Raw genomic sequence first — 20,943 nt, forward strand, 5'->3', positions numbered from 1 at the left:
GTCTTTTATTTAGGAGGTATATTTGACTGATTTGACCATATCCTATCACATTCCCAGTATCGTATTTTTAGAAATTGATCCATCTCAGTATAACATGATACTGAATGTGTCGCTTATAGCGAAATCCTCTGCAAAACGCTTTTTCAACCTGTTTCTTTCCTTTATAATTAAAGTTGTCTTTATAACGAAGAAGAGAGGGGATTAGATGCGTCAGCCGATAGAAGAACCCATATTTTAATCTTATCCTGGAATGGTAGCGGTGGTGACTTCACGTCATGAGGGAGTCCAGAATGTGATGGCGTCCGGATGGCATACATACATCGGGTCATCACCAGGCGTATATGGCATCTCGCTTCGTAAGGAAACATACTCCTATGAACTCATTGAGAAGAGTGGCGTATTCGGTGTTCATTTCCTGCCAGGTCATCGATCAGAGTGGATTCAAGCTGCAGGAACGTTCAGTGGGAGAGATACGGATAAATTCACAAGATTCGGCATTCCGTATGAGGAAGGAATCAAGGTAAGTGTACCCATTTTGACAGACGCTTATTTTGCTTATGAATGCAAGGTTATGGAGATTACGACATATGGTGACCATGAATGGATTGCAGGCGAAGTGTTGCAGCGATATCAGGATCAGAAGTACTTCCTGGAGAATGGAATGGTTGATCTGGAGAAGTTGCAAATCCCAATGTACACAGGGCGTTCAGCATACCGGATCATGGATTCGAGGACAGAAGAAAAGATTCACCCGTTCCACCTCTAGGGTCCTAGGCAAGAAGAAGCAATTATGAGCAAAACTTTCAATCCGGTCTGACATAGGTTTATAATGGATATTGGCTGCTGAGCAAGTCGGCAGCCTTTTGTTATGAATTCAATTGTTTCAATCGATGTGTGCGTGGGTATGCTGGTTTGCGCAAGCGGGACAGGTAATTTTAGCCACTCGATGAAAAGTACTATATTTAACGACAAAATTAGAGTATGATTTTACAGCTATATGAGCTGGCAGGAAAGGTTACATCGGTTTAATCGTTTGTAACTATTCCTGTAAAGTATAAGGCTTAATACGGGCGTATAATGCTAAACGTGAACTCACGAATGAATATAAAGAATATTTTAATAATTAAACTTAATGGACAGGCAACTCGTCTTCTTTAAGATTATAGAATTCACACAGAATGTCGCATCATCGGATCGTGCTTCGAACAGAAGCTTTTCTTATGTTGTAAATGAAAGATGGAAGGTGCAATACGTATGTTAATGACAACCAGAACGATCAGGAGTTCCTTTATGCCCCCAACACCGATGTTGTTGACTCACAGTAACAAGGAGGGGCATGCATGTCACAATCGTTAAATCGTAAGAGACATATGAACGGACTTGACGGCTTGCGAGCCATCGCTGTACTTGCGGTAATCGCGTATCATCTGAATTTGGATTTTATTCCGGGCGGACTGCTCGGTGTAGGTATATTTTTTGTTCTCTCGGGATATTTAATTACAGATATTCTCGTGTCACAGTGGCAGGAACATGGACGCATTTCACTCGGTGATTTCTGGGTAAGACGGGTAAGGCGTTTGCTTCCAGGCATGCTGACCATGACAGCTGTGGTGATGATCTGGTTGGCTTGTACAGATCCATCCCGGCTTGCTGCGCTTCGTGGTGATATCGTTTCGGGTGTATTATACATAAGCAATTGGTGGTATATCTTTCACAACGTTTCCTATTTCGAAAGTTTTGGCCCTCCATCACCGTTTGGACATTTCTGGTCACTGGCTGTGGAAGAGCAATTTTATCTTATATGGCCTCTTCTACTGATCGCAGCAATCGTAGTGTTCAAAAGAAAGGGATGGCTGGTCGTTTTCATTGTCGTCGCAGCTGAATTATCTGCTGGCGCAATGGCCATCATGTATAATCCGGATTTGGACCCGAGCCGTGTATATTATGGAACAGACACGCGGGCATTTGCACTGCTTGCTGGTGCTGCTCTTGCCGTGGTGTGGCCTAGTCGCAAGCTATCGAACTCTCTGTCTGGCATGAACCGGCTTGTGCTCGATGTGTCGGGACTTGCTGCGCTCGCTTTGTTAATCTACATGATGCTGAACAGCAGTGAATACGATCCGTTTCTGTATCAAGGGGGCATGGTGCTTCAGGCTATCGCAACAACGTTGCTGGTAGCGGTGTTGGCTCACCCATCGTCTTTACTGGCACGTATCATTGGCGCGAAGCCATTACGCTGGATCGGAGAGCGATCCTACGGATTATATCTGTGGCATTATCCTGTCATTATTTTAACCAATCCCGCGGTGGATACGGGAGGAGCACATCCTGTACGCATCATTTTACAGGTTGCTGCAACGGTTGTACTGGCCTCATTGTCCCTTAAATATATTGAAAATCCGATTCGGTACAATGGATTCCGTGATTCTTGGTCCCGATTATGGGGAAGAGAGCGGTCATCAATCGGTATACGTAACGTATGGTGGAAGCGGGCAGGTCTGTTGATGACGATTCTGCTGTTGTCCTATACAGTATCTCAGATGATGGTCTCCCATGCAGCGAACTCCGATTCCCATTCGGTATCGATGTCCAACACATTAAATGGAGAGAATTCCGTAGCGGAGGAACAGGGACAGGATGTGTTGCCGGCTATTACAGGAACGTCAGGCTCTGGCCAAAAGAACGATGCTCATACCCATAAACCGGAAGCAGGAACGAAAGATGATTCGGGGAAAAATGAGAAGCCAACAGGAGAGTCTGCTCCAGATTCAAAACCTGACGAACAAGACAATTCAGTGAATGCTGGCAAGGACGGTCAGTCTGAAGATAAGCCGACTGATGACTCCGTGACTAACGAGAATGATACACCAGATGACGCTGGAGCGAATCAATCCGATAATACGGATCATGCGGATGTTGCACCTGATTCATCTCAGGACAATGAAGAAACGGCTCCTCCTGCCGAGGATGGAAAGGTTCATTATACCGTTATTGGAGATTCGGTGATTTTGGATGCAAAACCGTATCTGGAGCAAAGTATATCAGGAGTGTATGTGGACGGACATGTTGGTCGTCAGATGTGGCAGGCAGGCGATGTATTGGAAGGTCTGAAGCAAAACAACCAAATGGGCAGCAAAGTGGTGCTGGAGCTCGGGACGAATGGTTCCTTTAACTCCAAAAACTTGAATGCTGTGCTTGATTATCTGAAGGATGAGGATCGGGTATATCTGGTTACTGTGCGCGTACCTCGTCCATGGGAACGAACGGTGAACAGGGCGTTGAATGAAGCAGCATCCAAATACAGCAATGTCTCGTTAATTGACTGGAACAGTGCAAGTGAGGGACATGACGAATATTTTGAAAAAGATGGCGTACATCTCACTACGCAAGGGTCCGAAGCTTTTGCAGAACTGGTGAAAAACAGTATCCAATAATACGCAATCCATATTTAATACGATTTAGCACTTATTCATTATATATAGGCTGGGGTGAAGCAGCCGACGGCTGCAACAAGAAAGAGCTCTCATTGTGAGGGCTCTTTTTATATGTTATGAACAAATAAGTCAGCAAAGTAAATTCCAAACAGGGGAACCGATTTTTTTCACCCCTGCATCCGTGGATCGTCACCTTACGGTATGATAGCGTTACCATTTACAATAAGTGTATTCAAATCGCCGAGGGGGATTATAGAGATGTTGAAAAAATGGCTTTCAGGTTTCCTGGCAATAACATTGTTCTCCATTATTCTGGCTGGCTGTGCTGGCGGGGACACTTCAGAAGGAGGCAGCGGCAATGACAAAGTAACCGTCACACTCTGGCACAACTGGACCGGACAGGATGCAAAGGCGGTTGCGATGCGCAAAATAATTGAAGATTTTCGCGCGGCGCATCCAGATATTGAAGTTGTGGATGAAGGCCTGCCAACAGATGGTCTCAAAACCCGGCTTCGCACGGTGGCCGCTGCCAACGAGATGCCAGACCTGTTCGTGATGTGGCCGGATGCCATGACGAAGGAATTTGTAAAAGGGGACCTGTTACAGCCCATTAATGCAGAGCTGGACGCAAAGCCGGAGTGGAAAGATAACTTTATCCCGAATGCATTGGACGGATACACCGTAGACGGGAATATCTACTCCGTGCCGATGAATCTGGCGCCGAGTTCCTTCATTTATTACAATGAAGCTCTTTTCAAGCAGTACAATGTAAAAGTGCCTGAGACATGGGCGGAACTGGAACAAGCGATTGCTACTTTTAATCAAAATAAAGTCATTCCCATGGCACTTGGCAACAAAGCCAACTGGGTAGCTCAATCAACGATATTCAGTACACTGGCTGATCGGATTACCGGTACGGACTGGTTCCTGAAAGCGGCAGCACAAGAGGGTGCTAGCTTTACCGATCCACAATTTATTGAAGCCTTGAACAAGATGCAGGAGCTTGGCAACACCAAAGCATTCCAAGATGGATTCAACAGTATCGATGAGACACAGATGATGCAGCTTTATTTCCAAGGTAAGGCAGCGATGGTCATGAACGGCGGATGGGCCTTGGCAAATCTGGTGAACAATGCACCTGAAGAGGTGTTGAACAACACACATATTACGATTCTTCCTCCAGTGGACGGAGGTCAGGGTGAACCAAGAACAACATCCGGTGTAGTAGGAACCGGATTGGGTGTAAGTAAAAAGCTGAGCGGTGCACAAAAAGAGGCAGCGATGGAGCTGTTCTACGCGCTGGCAGGACCTGATGGTCAGAAGGCCACATTGGAAAGCAGCACATTGGTGAGTTACAAGATTGATCTGGACAAAACCAAAGCACATCCATTGTTCGTAGAATTATATGATCTGATGCAGGAAGTGAAGATCACGCCAGTATACGATTCCAAGCTGGGATCGGCAACGGTTGAGGTTATTAATAATGCATTACAAGAGTTGCTAATGGGCGGCAAGGCTGAAGACATTGCAGCCAAAATTCAGGCAGCTCAAGCCAATGCAGTTAGTCAGTAACCATTCGTTAAAACCCCTTCCCGGCAGGGGAGGGGTTTTAAGTATGAATGGGACAGTCAGTTGCAAGTTGGTAAAGGAATTTATAGAAGGGGAGTGAACAGATGAACGCACTGCGCAGTCGGCGTTTTATTATGCTGGGGCTGGCCCCGGCAGTCATCATTTATGCATTATTTGTATTTGTACCGGTGGTGTGGTCGGCATACTACGGTTTCTTCAACTGGTCCGGCATCGGCGCATCCAAATATATTGGTGTGGATAATTACGTGGAGATCTGGCATGATCCTGTGTTCTGGCGGGCACTGAAAAATAACGTTATTTTTGTGTTGGCATCGGTGTTTGGACAAATTCCGTTAGCGTTGATGTTGGCGGTCATCTTACACAAAAGCAATCCATTACAGCGGTTTCTGCGCTCAGCCGTATTTCTGCCGATGGTGTTATCCACTGTCGTTATCGGTATGATCTGGCAGTATATCTATCATCCGCAGATTGGGATATTGAACTTTCTGCTGGACGCACTGGGGCTTGAAAGTTGGAAGCTGCAATGGCTTTCCGATGACAAGATTGCCATTTTCTCATTGGTACCGCCGCTGCTCTGGAGCTTTGTCGGGTTGTATCTGATTATCTTTATCTCGGCACTACAGAATATTCCAGGCGAGATTCATGATGCTGCCAAAATAGACGGTGCTTCAGGAATCCGGAAACTGGTATCGGTCTCTTTGCCTATAATCTGGGGTACGGTTCAGGTAGCGATCATTCTATGTATTTCGGGTAGTCTGAAATCATTTGATCTGGTCTACATCATGACCAAGGGTGGTCCGGCACATGCGACGGAACTGCTTGCAACGTATATGTACAATTCAACCTTTACAACATACCGATATGGTTTTGGTAGTGCGATCTCCACAACCATCGTACTGATCTCCCTGCTGCTGATCGGAACAAGCCAGTGGCTAACTAGTCGCAAACGAAAAGAGAATCAATAGAGAGGAGGAGCTATCATGCGCGTGACACCTGTATCCATGCCATCACCTCGAAGCAGCTCGGGCCATCCGATTCGTCGCTTACGTAGCGGAATTGTTTGGACGCTGCTAACGGTCTATGGTATTTTAACATTGTATCCGTTCTACTGGCTCGTGATTAGTGCATTCAAAACAAATGAAGATTTCTATAGCAGGCCCTTTGGTCTGCCGGAAAACTGGAATGTTGCCAATTTCAGCAATGCATGGGAAAGCTCCAGGCTAGGGACTGCTTTTGGCAATTCACTAATCGTATCGGTGGGTTCACTTATTCTGACGCTGTTTATTGCAGCGCTGGCTTCATTCATCCTGGCTCGTTTCCAGTTTCGCTGGAAAGGGTTGATCATGACCTTCTTTGTTGTTGGTATGCTCATTCCGATCCATAGTACACTTGTCCCCTTATTTATTTTAATGAAACAGATGTCCTTGCTAAATACGTACTGGGCCTTAATATTACCTTATACGGCTTTTGCATTGCCTACGGCTATTTTTGTGCTTACGGCTTATCTGACAAGTGTTCCACGTGATATTGAAGAGGCAGCTTTTATTGATGGAACAGGACTTTGGGGGCTGTTTACCCGAATCATGCTACCCATGTCTGTGCCTGCGTTGTCAACGGTTACGATCCTGAGTTTCCTGCATGCGTGGAATGACTTTTCATTTGCGCTTGTATTCATCAACAAAACCGGATTGAAAACGTTACCGCTGGCCATTGCGAACTTTGCGGATGGGTATCAAACCGATTACGGATTAACGCTTGCTGCCATGACCCTGTCGGTCATTCCAACCATTATCTTGTATCTCATATTCCAGGAACAGGTTATGAAAGGCATGACAGCAGGAGCTGTCAAAGGGTAAGCGAAAGCGCATCCAGAGGAGGAGAAACGTTTGGCACGCTGGCTCACATCTTCGTTACAAAGGAAGCTATCGGTCGTCGTGACGGCTTCAATGATTGTGCCATTGCTGGCGTTGGGTCTGTTCGCCTTTCTGATCTCTTCCCGCATTACAGAGCAAAAAACAAAGCTGTCCGGCATGGATACGCTGAAACAGGTGGAAGCGAATCTTCGTTATATGTTACAAGATGCCGAGAACCTATCGATTTTTCTGATTGGAGAACGGGACATCCAGCAGTATCTTAGCCACAATGAAGATCATGAGCTGGACCGGGTGGATATCCTGGGCAGGATGACCAATCTGGCGGCTTCCAAGAAATATATCGCCAACATCGCCATATATCCGGGACGTTTTGATGCCACATTGTCAACCGCTACCTGGTATGTATCCAATGAATCCAACCTTTCGTATCCCTCTGTTCCAAGCGGTGAAGCAGTCAAACAATGGACAGGGGTATACCCGGTGCAGAATTACGCGGGTATTCAAAATGTGATCACATTGGTTCGGCCAATCCGTAGTATCCATGATTATCGACCCATCGGCTGGTTAGCCATTAGTCTGGATGAGAAGGCCATATCCAAGGGATGGGCGGCTCTGGGATTAGGCAGAGGGCAAGGCAGACTGGAGCTCATCGGCAGTTCTGGAGAGATTCTGTCTTCGATGGACAAATCCCGGCTTGGACTTAAGCTGGAAGGTGTCGAACCAGGGATTACGACGTTAATTCAGGATGGCGGTAGCGGAACCACCACGTATGGCAGTGGTGACGATAAACGGACGTTGCTCTATTATCCGGAAGAACTGACCGGTTGGACGTTGGTTGGAACGGTTCCCTATGACCAGTACAAGTCGGAGAATCGGTATATCCTTATTCTAACCGGGTGTGCCGTTGCGATGTCTGCTGTGATTAGTGCTGGCTTGGTCTGGTTTACGGTTCGGCGTGTGACGAGACCGCTTCGTGTGCTTACCAGACATCTGTCCCGAATTGATCCGGAGCGTCCTCTTCCGCTGTTCCGGTCTGAAAGTGATGACGAGATTGGCAGGCTTGGGGAGAGTTACAATCTGCTCGGTGCACATATTCAGTTATTGAAGGAAGAGGTTATTCGAGGTGAAGCTCGCAAAAAAGAAGCAGATCTTCGAGTGCTTCAGGCGCAGATTAACCCGCACTTTCTCTATAACACGCTCTCTTCGATTCACTGGATTGCCTTAATGTCTGAAGAGAAGCGGATTGCGGATATGGTTGAGGGCCTGAGTGATTTTCTGCGTATCAGCTTGAATAATGGTCAGGATTACTGCCCTGTGGAACAGGAGATTGCTCATATTCGCCATTATGTGCGTGTGCAGTCGATTCGTTTCCCTGATCAATTTGTGTTGCATTATATCGTAGATCCAGCGCTTGAGAAGCGAATGATGCTGAAGCTATTGCTGCAACCGCTTGTTGAGAACGCAATGATTCATGGCATTCAGCCCAAAGCAGGTGTGGGTACCATCACCATAATGATTCGCAAGGACCCGGATAATGAACAGATAAATGTGTTGGTGCTGGATGATGGTGTAGGCATGGAGCCGGACAGACTGGAGCAATTAAGGATAAGCATTAGGGAATGGAAGGGAAAACAGCCGGAAAAACAGCTAAACCAAGGCGGTTATGGGCTCTGCAATGTGAATGAGAGACTGCTGCTCCATTATGGAGCGGATGCACAGCTTGAAGTAGACAGCAGGGTTGGGGGAGGTACCCGGATTTCGTTTTCCATTCCAATCTTGGAGGGTTTACCATGAGACTATTAATTGTTGATGATGAAGTGATTATCCGTACAGGGCTTGCCAGCGTTATCGCGTGGCATGAACTCGGAATTGAGCTTCTTCAACCTGCTGCCTCGGCAGAGGAGGCGTTAACACGTTTGGCTGAGGAACGTCCGAATATCCTGATGACGGATATTCGGATGACAGGCAGATCGGGGTTGGAACTGGCAGAAGAGGGACTACGATTGTTACCTGAGCTGGAGGTCATTATTTTGTCTGGATACGATGACTTTTCTTATGCCCAACAGGCCATTCGCCAAGGCGTTACAGATTATCTGCTCAAAACAAGCAAACCGGAAGAGATCATCAAAACCGTATTACAGGCCAAACAGCGAATCACGGAACGTTGGGCAGAGAAGTCCAGAGAGGGACAGCTTATGCGGGAGAATCGAGAGCGGTTATTTGCCGGGTGGATCATTGATGGTGACACCGCTTCGGGTCATTTTCCTTCATTTTTGCGATCTGATGCTGGAAAAGAGGCAGGGGTTGTTGGCCTTGATGATGAACAGATTCTTAGACAAGTCATTATTCTTCGAGCAGAGGGTTGGGATCGATCCTCGGATGCGCTATTACGATTTGCGGTGCAGAATACCCTGGAGGATATGTTACCTGGTGCCATTGCTCATGTAGAGAAACAGCAAATTATCTGTGTAGTTGCATGGCCGCCTGTGGAACATGAAACTACGTTCAGGCTGGAGAGTGCACTACGTCGGGTGGAGCAATTACTGAAGTGCACCCTGCGCGCAGCGGTAGGTCTGCCTATGCGTGGATATGCAGATCTGCACGAAAGCTATAGAACTGCTTCAGCTGCCTTCCGATATCGGGGTTTGATGGATTATAAAGTATGGCATTATGAGCACGTTCAGGATCGCCAAGGTGGTAAAACTGTACTTACGCACGAAGAGGAGACCAGACTTGGTACAATATTGCTGGATAATGATTCAGTCACGTTAACGACATGGACGCGGGAACTTGTGGCTAATCTGATTACAGAACCGGAGATCACACCAGAATCGTTCAGTGCTTGTCTACACTCGGCCGTTATTGCAGGTCATCGCTGGCTGACTCGCACAATGCGAGCAACAGGGCGTGAAGAACCCGCAAGGCTCGAGCCCTGGTTGCCGGAACCGGATGCCGAAGCTGCGGAGCTCGGGGATATGCTGTTTCATCATCTGTATGGTCTGATGCATGTCTATCATAGCCGAATGGGCCAGGGACAGGCTGCCCATGTGCAGAAGGCTATCGGTTATATTGAATCATCATTGGCGCAGGATATTAATCTGCAGCAGGTAGCTGGACATGTTCATTTGCATCCGGGTCACCTCAGTGAGCTGTTTAAAAAAGAAATGGGTGTGACCTTCGGAGATTTTGTCACCGATATGCGTATACGAAGAGCGATGGATATGCTCGCGGTGTCTCCAGCGAAGGTCAGTGAAGTCGCTGCCATCAGCGGCTACGAGGACGTGAAATATTTTAGCAGACTGTTCAAAAAACATACGGGCAAAACCCCGAGTGAATATCGCGAAGAGGCAATGTCGTTCAAGCCTTCGGGAAGTTAGAAATGAGCAGATTAGGAAACATGTCTTGCCTTATTGCAAACGTTTTCGATATGGTATTACTCAGGGTTATTGGAGAGTGAGGGCATACTGATGAAGACCTATAGTTCAAGTCAGGATTTATCGGGACAATGGAAGATACAACATTTTGAAGTTGGAGAGAAGCGGGCAATGGATGTGGCAGCAGCTGCGCTGGATGACCGTTTCTGGATTGGGGCTGAAGTGCCTGGCGATGTACATGCTGCACTGGTTGAGCGCAGTATCATTGATCCGCCCTATTACGGACATAATGATGCCAAAAGTCGCTGGATTGAGCAAAAGGAATGGTGGTACCGCACAACCTTCAATCTGGTGAGCGATGCAGAGACAGAGGAGCACTTTGAATTGGTGTTCGAAGGATTGGATACGTTTGCAACGGTATATGTCAACGGCCATGAGGTCGGGAAAACGGCCAATATGCTTATGTCACATACGTTTAATGTAACGTCTCTGGTACGCAGCGGCTGGAATGCGATTGCTGTCAAGTTTGATCCGCTTCACCTGCATCACCGGGACAAAGAAACCTTTGACTGGTCCTCGTATACGAAGGAACGGCCATGGTTGCGAAAAGCAGCGATGAATTTTGGCTGGGACTGGGGTCCACGCATGGTTACGGTGGGGATCTGGGGTGCGGTAAGGCTGGAAAAACGAACAATCGCCAAGCTGGAAAATGTGTATGCTCGTACGGAATCAGTCAGTTCAGAGTTGGCAGTCTTACATGTCACAGCGGATGTGAAGTCGGTCTTGTCTTACCGTAGCAGACAGAAACGTGAGCAGGCTGTGGTTGCGACCTGTAATGTTCGTCTGTTGGATCGCAGTGGACACGAGGTGGCAGGTGTCACTGAACTACCCGTAGAGGGTGGTATAGCAGATACCACATTAAACGTTACGTCACCTCAGTTATGGTGGACTCATGATCTGGGTGAACCTTATCTGTATACGCTGGAGGTTACATTATTCGCAAATGGCGTTGAAGTGGATCGTTATAACGAGCCTTATGGGTTACGAACGATTGAGCTGGCTCTTCACAATGAAAGGGGTGAAGATGCATTTACTTTTATTCTGAACGGAGTCAAAGTATATGCCAAGGGTGCCAACTGGATTCCGGCTGATCATCTGATTGGTGCCATACCAAACTCCCGGTATCGTGAGCTTGTCGAGCTGTCGGTGGAAGGGCATATGAACATGTTGCGTGTCTGGGCTGGTGGTATATATGAGAAGGATGTCTTCTACGATGAGTGTGATCGGCAAGGGGTGTTGGTGTGGCAGGATTTTGCATTTGCGAATGCACTGTTCCCGGATTTCAATCGTGATTTCATGGATAATGTACGGCAAGAGGTAGAAAACAATGTCTTACGTCTGCGTAACCGTGCCTCGCTTGCCCTCTGGTGTGGGAATAATGAAATAGATTGGCTCTATGATATGAAGTCTGCAAGTGGAGATATTACCAGCCCGTTCTACGGTGAACAGATCTATCATGAGCTAATCCCTGAAGTGCTGGAGCGATTGGATCTGTCTCGTCCGTACTGGCCTTCTTCGCCGTTCGGGGACAGTAACGGTCAGGATGCGAATGACCCGGATGTGGGGGATCGCCACAATTGGCAGGTATGGCATGGTTCGGTCTATCCAAGGAAGCATGGAGAGCCGCCGCTGCTGGACTACAGCATTGAAGGTGTAACGTTCAAAAATTATAAAAAGGATCATGCGCTGTTCAGCAGTGAATTTGGTATGCACGCCTCGGCCAATCGTTACACACTGGAGAAAAATATGCCCGCAGGGCAGTTTTACTGGGGCAGTCCGGAGATGGCCTATCGTAACAAAGATACCAACCACCAGAAAGGTATTTTGCTGATGGAGGGTTACACAGGGATTCCGCAAGATATAGAAGAGTATATGAACTACTCCATGCTTACTCAAGCAGAAGGGCTACGATATGGAATTGAACATTTCCGGCGCATCAATTACCGCAACAGCGGAGCTCTTGTATGGCAATTGAACGATAGTTGGCCAGGAACAAGCTGGTCCATGATTGATTATGAACTGCTGCCGAAGGCATCCTTTTATTATGGGAAAATATTCTTTCATCCTGTTCTGTTGTCACTGGAGCATGAGCCATGTGAGCCGCTTGCGTTGTGGGTTGTGAACGATACTCGGGACGTCATGAAAGGCCAGCTGCGGCTCAATGTCTATACATTGAATGGAGAGAAGATCTACTCCAGCTCACATGCTGTTGAAGTAACATCCCAATCCTCACGGTGTATTGCTGAATTAACTGAAGTAGAGGTGCTACAGGGTAGACGCGCGGAGGAAGTAATGGTTGAGTTGGTATCCGAAGGATTTGCGGCACCGAGCAATCGATACTTCTTGCGTGATCCTAAGGATGTGACGTTGCCAGAGTCGCAATTGAACGTACATGTGAACGAAGAGGAACAGTCTGTAACGGTTACGGCCAGTGGAGCGATTGCACGATTGGTAAAGTTGGAGCTTCCCCTTGGGCGTGTCCGATTCAGTGACAACTATTTCGATCTGCTCCCTGGTGAGAGTCGAACAGTAAGACTTCGTCATCCGGAGCAGTCGTCTCTGCCTCTGACGGAACTTCGAGTTAGTGCCATGAACGGCAGAGAAGGATAAAATAATAAGCATAGACTTCGAATCTTATTCGAGGTTCAAGGTGGTAATCCTGATCAGGGATGCCACCTTTTTTGCTTTTGCAGCAGGGTGAGTTCCTGTCGTTGTGTCAGGTGGTTTTGTCCTTATTCCACAAGCGAAACTTCCAATCGGGTTCACATCTTGGCACATTCGGGTTAGAATGATAAAGAAATCGTTTTCAAAAGGAGGTGGATTCATGTCATTTGTCTTTTATCCCGAAATGGTTATATTCATTCTGATGTTGATCCTGCTGATTATTGGTATTGTATATATCGTTCGTAAAAGCAAACAAGTATTGCGCCGCTTAAGCAATCTGGAGAAAGCAGTATATGAAAAAGATAACATCTCATCCTATCCGAAGGATGTTGATACTGTACAAGAAGCACCCAGAGAAGATACGTTTGCTCCACGCAAACGAAAATGAAGAAGGATACGGAATTACATAAAAAAAGATAAACCAGCAAGTCAAACAGCCGATTCTTCTCTATGAGGAAGTGATCGGCTGTTTGGGCATATAGGATTTTATCCGTATTAACTGGGTTTAGAGAAAGGATTCATAACGCTGTTGGAAAGAGGATTCCATCTCCACTTGCCGAGCAAGTTGCTGTTGTACCTTTGCACCGCGAATCGTCTGAAGTTCCTGAAGTTGTGCAGTGGAACTGAATTGATCTGAGGCCATTTGAACAAGCAATTCCGAGAGCACATCCGCATCTTCGAGCGCGGCATTAAGTCCAAACGCACCGGTTGGTGTCATGGTATGAGCGGCATCACCGATGAGTACGACATTGTCCTGTGCCCACGACTGGCAATAGCTGCTTTCAACAGATAACAGAACAAAATCACTCCAGCTCTGAATGTTGGCAGCTACTGAATCAGACAGGCAAGGAAAAGCAGATACAAGTTTATCTACAAAAGGCGCAATCGGCTGCTCTCGCAGCTTGGAGTATGCTCCCTCGGGAATGTTCCATCCAATCTGAACATAACCGCCGAACTGTGAGAATAGTGCGAGCTGTTGACCATCCATGCTGGCCATCCGAACAGCGGGTTCCCAACCTACGGGTGCCGGAATGCGTGCCCAGAGCAGATCATACCCATGCTTGCGAATCTCCGGTGTCATACCGGAATGCTTGCGTACAGCAGAGTATCTGCCATCAGCACCCACAATTACAGATGCTTCAATGGAGGCAGGAACACCTTTCTGCCGAATGTTAATACCAACGACATGGCCGTTCTTGTCTCGTAACAAACCGGTCATAATCGTATTGAATAGTACTTGTTCATATGAACTGTGCTGCTGAGCGTGTGATACGATGGCTTCCAGGAGATGATTTTGGGGTACATGAATCCCGACATGAGATTCTTCATTACCCGGTAGTACCGTATGAATAATCTGCCCATTTTCCCAATACTGAATCTGTTCCAAGAGCAGCGCTCCGCGTTCCTGAATGAGGGAATAGAGGCCGTGTTTATTTAAAATGGCTTCGCCGTCCACATTAAGCAACTCCCCGCGAAACGACTTGTGCAGGTGGGGCTGCCGCTCAATGAGCATCGTGGAGATTCCTTTTTGATTCAGTAAATAAGAAAGCAAAGCACCGCCAGGTCCAGCGCCGACGATGCAAACGTCCGTTTTGAGTTGTGATTGTGTATTCTGATTCATGTGCATAAGTCCCTTGCATTATAATGGTGACGCTTTATTTACTTTATAACAACAGATTTATTAAAATCATTAAGTAACTAAAAGTAACTTTAAAGATATAGGTTATTATAAACAAACCAGTTGTCATAATGCAATAGGCGAAACCCAAAATAAAACAAGAGTCTTGCAGTCAACGATAGGGTGTCGGATACAAGCGCATTTTTCACAAACATCATAGTGTAAATATGTTACAATATAAGGTAGGTTATGATGAAAGGCAGGAGGAACGTTTATGAGCCCGGATACGGAGCGAAACTCTCAATTGGCAAATGTGGATCAATTGTTGGAGGCCTTCTTCAGATATAAAAATAAAGTATTGGATCAGCAGCAGAAGACCGAAACCAACTGTAAACTGAATCCGACAAAAAGTCATATATTGGGCATGATTTTACGTGAAAAACGCTGCATGGCGGTTGATGTGGCCAGACAACTCAGTTTGTCTTCCGGCGCAACCACCATTGTACTGAATCAACTGGAGACGGAAGGGTTGATCCAGCGGGTGCGCAGTGAAGAAGATCGGAGAATTGTTTGGCTGTCCTTAACGGATGAAGGCGCGCAGCTTGCCAAGACACTTAATGCGAATCGCGGCCGAATGACGTGGGAATTGTTGCAAGCACTTTCCGAAGAGGAGCAACAGCAGATGTTTGGCATGCTGAAGAAAATTGAACTGAAACTGCTGGAGAACATGAAGTCGTTTGAGCAGATCCACCGGTAGTCCATAATATGACTTGATTCCTTGAAGACGTCAGTCCTCATGAGTTCGTCCCTAATTGCGGGGGGATGAACCTTGAAGACTGGCGTTTTTGAGTTGGTTTACAAATGAAAGCGAACCACATGATCTGTCATGCCTTCTTGGATCAAAATTTCTTTTTGCTTGCTGCCCATCAGGTCAAAGTGGGGAAAGGGCTGCCGCCGATGAATGTATCGCGGGTCCAGCCCATGATCGTTGCACCAACGTTCGAGACGTTCCAGATCTGCACAGCCAACTTTGGTGACACTGGTGATACCGGGGAATCGGTTGTCAATCCAGAAGTGAGTGAGGTACGCAATCTCACCACGAGCCACTTGTTCCTTCCACGCAGCAAGCTCCTGTCGTTTAATTCCAAATGCCATAGATGCAAGTTCCTTTCCAAACGGGTATTGTCCTGAGCATATTGTAACATCTTATATACAGAATCCATCAGAAATCTTTCATTCAGACTAGTCTGAGGCGAGTTGATTGGGTATATGAATATGACAACATTTTTATAATAAAGGTTGGATTATGTTAAAATAAACCTATACAACAAAGGTTTCACCACTTCTATAGCGGAAAGGGATTGTCATCATGGAAATATTTATTGCCGTACTTGTGTTACTGGTACTGATTGGTTTATCCAATATTTTAAACCGGTTTGTACCCTTTATTCCCATTCCGCTCATTCAAATTGTGCTTGGTGTAGCTATAGCTTTGCTTCCCGCAGGTGTTCACCTGCCATTGAATCCGGAATTGTTCTTTGTACTGTTCATCGCACCTTTGTTATACAACGATGGTAAGCGAACGCCAAGGAATGAATTATGGAATCTGCGTGCACCGATACTTCTGCTTGCACTAGGGCTTGTATTCGTGACAGTAGTCGTGGCGGGATATGCCATTCACTGGCTGATTCCTTCGATTCCGTTACCTGCTGCTTTTGCTCTTGCAGCCATACTGTCCCCGACAGATGCTGTGGCCGTTGGCGCCATGGCGGGCCGGGTACATTTGCCCAAAGGCATACATAGGCTTCTTGAAGGTGAAGCATTAATGAATGATGCATCTGGCCTCGTGGCCTTCAAATTCGCAATTGCAGCCACGGTTACAGGTGTATTTTCCCTGGCGAATGCAACCTTCAGTTTTATTCTGATTGCGATTGGCGGACTTCTTGTCGGGGCTTTGTTATCTTTTCTGTTAATCAGGCTAGGGGTATGGATCCGTAGACTGGGCATGGAAGATGTGACCATTCACATGCTGCTGCAAATCCTGACGCCATTTATCATCTATCTGGTGAGTGAAGAAATTGGGGTATCAGGTATTCTTGCGGTAGTGGCAGGCGGTATTATCCACGCCATTGAGCGTGACCGCGCTGAATCGGTTCAGTTGAAAATGCAGGTGGTATCTGCGAGCACATGGTCAGTCATTTTATTTATACTCAATGGTCTGGTGTTTGTTATTTTGGGTGTACAGGTCCCGGATGTGTTGAGTACCATATTTGAAAATGTTTCGTTTAATAATCTGCAGGTGTTGGGATATGTGGGCTTGATCTCGGTGCTACTGCTGGTTCTGCGTTTTCTCTGGATCTATCTGTTCTGGCAAGGGAATGAATTGCTGCGTACCAAATCTTCTATTGGCCGGCCCAGATTCAAGGATATTACGATCATTTCCCTCTCTGGAGTGCGGGGAGCTGTTACATTGGCGGGTGCGTTTTCCATTCCTTATGTGCTTCAGGATGGATCACCTTTCCCTGAACGGGATCTGATTATTTTCCTCGCGGCAGGAGTTATCCTCTTCTCTCTGATTGCAGCGAGCGTGTTTCTTCCAGTTCTGGCCAAGGACGATGGGAAATCTACAGAAGAAACACCGCAGAAGTCAGAACGAAAAGCACATGACATTATGCTGAATGCGGCAATACGAGCTGTCAAATCCGAAATGAACGATGAGAACAAAGCTGCGGCACTCGCGGTTGTCTCCGACTTGTCCAAGTACATCAGACAGGCCGCAGGTCAACTCACCGCCGATAAACGCAAAGATATTCAGAAACAAGAAACGGCTATTAACCTGATTGCCACCCGGGCGGAGCGTAAAGAAGTTGAAGTAATGTTAGACGAAAATGCAATTGCTTCTGATGCGGCCTTCAAATGTGACAGCTGGCTGGATCGCAAGGAAATGATGCTGGCGAATCGTGCAAACACTCAGTTCATGACTTCGATCAGCGAGATCGGTCGTGTGTTAGGACATCTCTTCACCAACCGGTCCCAGAAGCCGAATCAACCATTCATGCTTGAAAATGCAGAACTGTTCCGTCAGGTGAAGCTGCGCACCTCTGAAGCGGCAATAAAGGCTATTCGTGCCCATATGAATGATGGGAATCGAGTCGTCGCACTGTCGGTCATTGCCAAGTATGAGCGTGTAATTGCCAAATTGCGCACCTGGAACCAGGGTAAAACGGAAGATCCGTTTAATCAGGAGAAATTGGAGTTGCAGATGGTGGCGATTCAGGAACAGCGCAATACAGTGCAACAACTGTATGAAAACGGCGAAATCACCCGTGATGTGGCTGCGAAACTGCGCCGGTTTATTAACGACGTGGAAGCAACTGCGCTGAAAAACACCTAATCCGATAAATCCGATATTTTAAATATGCTAAATGGTTTGATATAATATGGGACAAGAAAGACGTTACAACTAAATTGTACTTATTCGATCAGTGAAGGAGAGATGAGACATGGCAGAACAACAAATTCGGTTGGGCAAGACGGATCTGATCGTGAATCCCATTGGATTGGGTGCGAATGCAGTAGGCGGACATAATATATATCCGGACATGCTGAATGATGAGACAGGTAAGGAAGTGGTTCGTACAGCTTTGAAAAAAGGTATTAACTTTGTGGATACGGCGTACATCTATGGACCGGAGCATTCCGAACGACTGATTGGTGAAGTACTGAAGGAAACCGGTCAGCGGCAGAATACCATCATTGCAACCAAGGCAGCTCATAAATTAGTGGATGGCAAAATTGTCATAGATAACTCACCTGCTTTTCTGAAAACATCCGTGGATGAGGCGTTGAAACGTCTGCAAACCGATTACATTGATCTGTTCTACATCCACTTTCCGGATGAACACACGCCTAAGGATGAAGCGGTAGATACGTTAAAACAATTAAAAGACGCTGGCAAAATTCGTGCCATTGGCGTATCTAATTTCTCCATTGATCAGTTGCGTGAAGCCAACAAGGACGGGCATGTAGACGTACTGCAATCTGAATATAATCTGTTCAAAAGAGATGCGGAGAAAGAGCTGTTGCCGTATACGGCTGAGCATAACATTTCTTTTGTTCCTTACTTCCCTCTGGCAGCGGGACTGCTGGGCGGGAAATATAATCGTGATACAACCTTTCAGGATGGACGGGCAAAGAACCCGCTGTTTACAGGTGAAGCTTTCATTGAAAATCTCGATAAAGTTGAACAACTGCGCAGCATAGCACAATCCAAAGATGTTGAGGTCGCTCATCTGGTTCTGGCCTGGTACCTGACTCAGCCTTCTATTGATGCATTGATTCCGGGTGCCAAGCGACCAGAGCAGGTCATTAACAATCTGCAAACATTAAATGTGGAATTAACTGCTGAGGAAATTGCAGTCGTGGATCAGATCTTTCGTTAATGAGTTCGGGTGAATCGGGAAATGCTAACAGGGAGTTTACGTATGAAGACAAAGTGAGGACACCACATGAACCTGAAGGCAGCCCGAGTCATCGGAATGTTCACGCTAATTATTTTGCTAGGTAGCAGTTCTGCCTATGCAAAGCCTGTACAGAAGAACCGTCAGTATTATGAGGAACGAGGAGAAATCGTGTGGGAGGTTCCCACGCAGGATAAACTCATCGCCCTTACCTTTGATGATGGACCAGATCCGATTCAGACTCCGCAGATACTGGCTTTGTTACAGCAGTATCATGCTAAAGGAACTTTTTTTGTACTTGGCAAATGGGCAGATAAATTTCCTAAACTGATTAAGCAGGAACAGCTCGAAGGGCATGAAATCGCCAACCATACGTATGCGCACACGTATGCAGTTCGATCAACACGTGCGGACAAGTACATGAAGGATATGAACGAAGCAGAAAGTTCCATTATTAAAGCTGGCGCGGAGCGTCCCCTGTTATTCAGACCACCGGGCGGCTATTACAATGACATGGTCATCCAGGCTGCCAAACAAAAAGGGTATACCATTGTACTCTGGTCTTGGCATCAGGATACACGGGACTGGGCTTCTCCAGGTGTATCGGCTATCGTTAACAAAGTGTTGAAGAACGCACGTAATGGGGATATTGTACTTTTTCACGATAAGGTGGAAGGCAAGTCGCATACGGTAGCAGCACTCAAAACGATCCTGCCGAAATTACAGCAGCAGGGGTACCAATTCGTTACGGTGTCTGAGCTGCTTGCTGTAAAGGCACGCGAAGCCGCGAAGGATGGAACTTCGCCTTCATCTATTTTGAAGCATGTGCAGCCCTGAACATGGCTAATCCAATTAGAAACCGCAGGTCTCAGATGAAGAGACCTGCGGTTTCTTTATCTTGGTCTTCATATCAACCATGGAACCATCCTTAGGAGGTTATTGCCGTGTCCCTTTTGTTTTGAAACCAAAACGTCTACAATAGATGGAGCTTTGTGTTTAAGGGTTATATAGTATACAAGATATGAATTATGACATAGAGGAGAGTGAACATAATGAATGGACAACAACGTGTAAATATTAAGCCAGGTCTGGAAGTGGACATTGTGCTGAAGCAGGATCAAGCTACAGGTAAGCTGACACGTGGCATTGTGAAGGATCTGTTAACCAAGTCACCTACACATCCACACGGAATCAAAGTACGACTGACGAGTGGTCAAGTAGGACGTGTGAAACAGGTCATTACAGGAGGCTCGAACTAACTGTGGTCCAAGGCGGGGAGATGAGTACTACCGCAGAAGTAATGGCACATCTGGCTTCAGGTAATGCACGTCAGCAGGACGCATATCATATGTTACAGAGCAGTGGATTGCTCGATATATTAGCTGACTATCACCCCTATCCAGCAGGAACGGTACCAATTGATATTGATATTCCGGGCAGTGATCTGGATCTGCTGTGTTATGCAGAGGATCTGGGTGTGTTTGAAGCCGAGATACACAATCGAATCGGAGCCGTTGCTGAGTTTCAATGTGTACGTGGTGGGGATCTTCCAGACCAACGTCCTTATGTGACTTGTAATTTGCAAGTGGGACATTGGCCTGTGGAGATTTTTGCCCAATCCGTGCCAGTTTACAGGCAGAATGCATACCTACATATGATCGTAGAGTGGAGATTGTTGCAACTGTGGGGAGACGCGGGACACCGTGAGATCCGCAGACTGAAACAGGCAGGGTGGAAGACGGAGCCTGCTTTTGCTTCTGTACTTGGATTACAGGGAGATCCATATGTGGACATGCTGCATCTGGCCAAGATGAAACGTAAAGATCTCTGGAACTGGGCGCGTTCGCGCACGTCTTTTTGAACGGTTTA

Annotated in this window: 17 protein-coding genes; 15 read left to right on the forward strand and 2 right to left on the reverse strand. The window is 46.7% G+C overall.

Annotation, left to right across the window (positions count from 1 at the left end; genetic code table 11):
- The first annotated feature begins 250 nt into the window (after positions 1-250).
- The 9 genes from EL84_RS16665 to EL84_RS16705 all read left to right on the forward strand — a co-directional run bounded on the left by EL84_RS16665 (position 251) and on the right by EL84_RS16705 (position 13,384).
- Entirely contained in the window at positions 251-766 is a 516-nt protein-coding gene (locus tag EL84_RS16665) for a flavin reductase family protein (protein WP_152683035.1), read from the forward strand.
- A 574-nt stretch (positions 767-1,340) separates the two neighbouring features.
- Positions 1,341-3,434 (forward strand): acyltransferase family protein, encoded by a 2,094-nt coding sequence (locus tag EL84_RS16670; protein ID WP_047842404.1) that lies wholly within the window; start codon positions 1,341-1,343, stop codon positions 3,432-3,434.
- 258 nt (positions 3,435-3,692) lie between these two features.
- A complete protein-coding gene (locus tag EL84_RS16675) occupies positions 3,693-5,006 on the forward strand; it encodes an extracellular solute-binding protein (protein WP_047842405.1) in 1,314 nt (437 codons plus the stop codon).
- Between the two features lie 101 nt (positions 5,007-5,107).
- The gene (locus tag EL84_RS16680) at positions 5,108-5,989 is read left to right on the forward strand and encodes a carbohydrate ABC transporter permease (protein WP_047842406.1); all 882 of its coding nucleotides are present in this window, start codon (positions 5,108-5,110) and stop codon (positions 5,987-5,989) included.
- Between the two features lie 36 nt (positions 5,990-6,025).
- The gene (locus EL84_RS16685; RefSeq protein ID WP_164783106.1) at positions 6,026-6,880 is read left to right on the forward strand and encodes a carbohydrate ABC transporter permease; all 855 of its coding nucleotides are present in this window, start codon (positions 6,026-6,028) and stop codon (positions 6,878-6,880) included.
- Positions 6,881-6,910: 30 nt separating this feature from the next.
- Positions 6,911-8,692, forward strand: a complete 1,782-nt coding sequence (locus EL84_RS16690; RefSeq protein WP_047842407.1) for a sensor histidine kinase — start codon at positions 6,911-6,913, stop codon at positions 8,690-8,692.
- A complete protein-coding gene (locus tag EL84_RS16695) occupies positions 8,689-10,275 on the forward strand; it encodes a helix-turn-helix domain-containing protein (protein ID WP_047842408.1) in 1,587 nt (528 codons plus the stop codon). Before EL84_RS16690 ends, EL84_RS16695 begins: the two co-directional genes overlap by 4 nt.
- A gap of 90 nt (positions 10,276-10,365) precedes the next feature.
- A complete protein-coding gene (locus EL84_RS16700; protein WP_047842409.1) occupies positions 10,366-12,942 on the forward strand; it encodes a beta-mannosidase in 2,577 nt (858 codons plus the stop codon).
- Between the two features lie 214 nt (positions 12,943-13,156).
- Positions 13,157-13,384 (forward strand): hypothetical protein, encoded by a 228-nt coding sequence (locus tag EL84_RS16705; protein WP_047842410.1) that lies wholly within the window; start codon positions 13,157-13,159, stop codon positions 13,382-13,384.
- Positions 13,385-13,501: 117 nt separating this feature from the next.
- Here EL84_RS16705 and EL84_RS16710 read toward each other — a convergent pair whose 3' ends face one another.
- Positions 13,502-14,617 (reverse strand): FAD-dependent monooxygenase, encoded by a 1,116-nt coding sequence (locus tag EL84_RS16710; RefSeq protein ID WP_047842411.1) that lies wholly within the window; start codon positions 14,615-14,617, stop codon positions 13,502-13,504.
- Between the two features lie 271 nt (positions 14,618-14,888).
- Here EL84_RS16710 and EL84_RS16715 point away from each other — a divergent pair, with 271 nt between their 5' ends.
- Entirely contained in the window at positions 14,889-15,371 is a 483-nt protein-coding gene (locus EL84_RS16715) for a MarR family winged helix-turn-helix transcriptional regulator (RefSeq protein ID WP_036609579.1), read from the forward strand.
- Between the two features lie 98 nt (positions 15,372-15,469).
- On the opposite strand, the gene EL84_RS16720 is transcribed toward EL84_RS16715, so the two are convergent.
- Positions 15,470-15,769, reverse strand: a complete 300-nt coding sequence (locus EL84_RS16720; protein ID WP_047842412.1) for a hypothetical protein — start codon at positions 15,767-15,769, stop codon at positions 15,470-15,472.
- Between the two features lie 214 nt (positions 15,770-15,983).
- On the opposite strand from EL84_RS16720, the gene EL84_RS16725 reads away from it, so the two are divergent.
- The 5 genes from EL84_RS16725 (at position 15,984) to EL84_RS16745 (ending at position 20,935) form a co-directional block, all read left to right on the forward strand.
- A complete protein-coding gene (locus EL84_RS16725) occupies positions 15,984-18,008 on the forward strand; it encodes a Na+/H+ antiporter (protein ID WP_036609574.1) in 2,025 nt (674 codons plus the stop codon).
- A gap of 109 nt (positions 18,009-18,117) precedes the next feature.
- Complete coding sequence (locus EL84_RS16730; protein WP_047842413.1) at positions 18,118-19,056, forward strand: aldo/keto reductase; 939 nt, start codon at positions 18,118-18,120, stop codon at positions 19,054-19,056.
- 66 nt (positions 19,057-19,122) lie between these two features.
- Positions 19,123-19,911 (forward strand): polysaccharide deacetylase family protein, encoded by a 789-nt coding sequence (locus EL84_RS16735; RefSeq protein ID WP_051449686.1) that lies wholly within the window; start codon positions 19,123-19,125, stop codon positions 19,909-19,911.
- Between the two features lie 215 nt (positions 19,912-20,126).
- On the forward strand, positions 20,127-20,333 hold the full coding sequence (locus EL84_RS16740) for a YwbE family protein (protein ID WP_026081155.1): 207 nt from the start codon (positions 20,127-20,129) through the stop codon (positions 20,331-20,333).
- 20 nt (positions 20,334-20,353) lie between these two features.
- On the forward strand, positions 20,354-20,935 hold the full coding sequence (locus EL84_RS16745) for a DUF4269 domain-containing protein (RefSeq protein WP_047844237.1): 582 nt from the start codon (positions 20,354-20,356) through the stop codon (positions 20,933-20,935).
- The last annotated feature ends 8 nt before the right edge of the window (positions 20,936-20,943 follow it).

This window comes from Paenibacillus sp. VT-400 (assembly GCF_001029205.1).
Lineage (GTDB): Bacteria > Bacillota > Bacilli > Paenibacillales > Paenibacillaceae > Paenibacillus > Paenibacillus amylolyticus.

Coding starts and splice junctions, on each gene's coding strand:
- EL84_RS16670 (WP_047842404.1), top strand. CDS start 1,341: ATGTCACAATCGTTAAATCGTAAGAGACATATGAACGGACTTGACGGC.
- EL84_RS16715 (WP_036609579.1), top strand. CDS start 14,889: ATGAGCCCGGATACGGAGCGAAACTCTCAATTGGCAAATGTGGATCAA.
- EL84_RS16675 (WP_047842405.1), top strand. CDS start 3,693: ATGTTGAAAAAATGGCTTTCAGGTTTCCTGGCAATAACATTGTTCTCC.
- EL84_RS16725 (WP_036609574.1), top strand. CDS start 15,984: ATGGAAATATTTATTGCCGTACTTGTGTTACTGGTACTGATTGGTTTA.
- EL84_RS16730 (WP_047842413.1), top strand. CDS start 18,118: ATGGCAGAACAACAAATTCGGTTGGGCAAGACGGATCTGATCGTGAAT.
- EL84_RS16700 (WP_047842409.1), top strand. CDS start 10,366: ATGAAGACCTATAGTTCAAGTCAGGATTTATCGGGACAATGGAAGATA.
- EL84_RS16710 (WP_047842411.1), bottom strand. CDS start 14,617: ATGAATCAGAATACACAATCACAACTCAAAACGGACGTTTGCATCGTC.
- EL84_RS16735 (WP_051449686.1), top strand. CDS start 19,123: ATGAACCTGAAGGCAGCCCGAGTCATCGGAATGTTCACGCTAATTATT.
- EL84_RS16745 (WP_047844237.1), top strand. CDS start 20,354: ATGAGTACTACCGCAGAAGTAATGGCACATCTGGCTTCAGGTAATGCA.
- EL84_RS16705 (WP_047842410.1), top strand. CDS start 13,157: ATGTCATTTGTCTTTTATCCCGAAATGGTTATATTCATTCTGATGTTG.
- EL84_RS16720 (WP_047842412.1), bottom strand. CDS start 15,769: ATGGCATTTGGAATTAAACGACAGGAGCTTGCTGCGTGGAAGGAACAA.
- EL84_RS16680 (WP_047842406.1), top strand. CDS start 5,108: ATGAACGCACTGCGCAGTCGGCGTTTTATTATGCTGGGGCTGGCCCCG.
- EL84_RS16695 (WP_047842408.1), top strand. CDS start 8,689: ATGAGACTATTAATTGTTGATGATGAAGTGATTATCCGTACAGGGCTT.
- EL84_RS16685 (WP_164783106.1), top strand. CDS start 6,026: ATGCCATCACCTCGAAGCAGCTCGGGCCATCCGATTCGTCGCTTACGT.
- EL84_RS16740 (WP_026081155.1), top strand. CDS start 20,127: ATGAATGGACAACAACGTGTAAATATTAAGCCAGGTCTGGAAGTGGAC.
- EL84_RS16665 (WP_152683035.1), top strand. CDS start 251: ATGGTAGCGGTGGTGACTTCACGTCATGAGGGAGTCCAGAATGTGATG.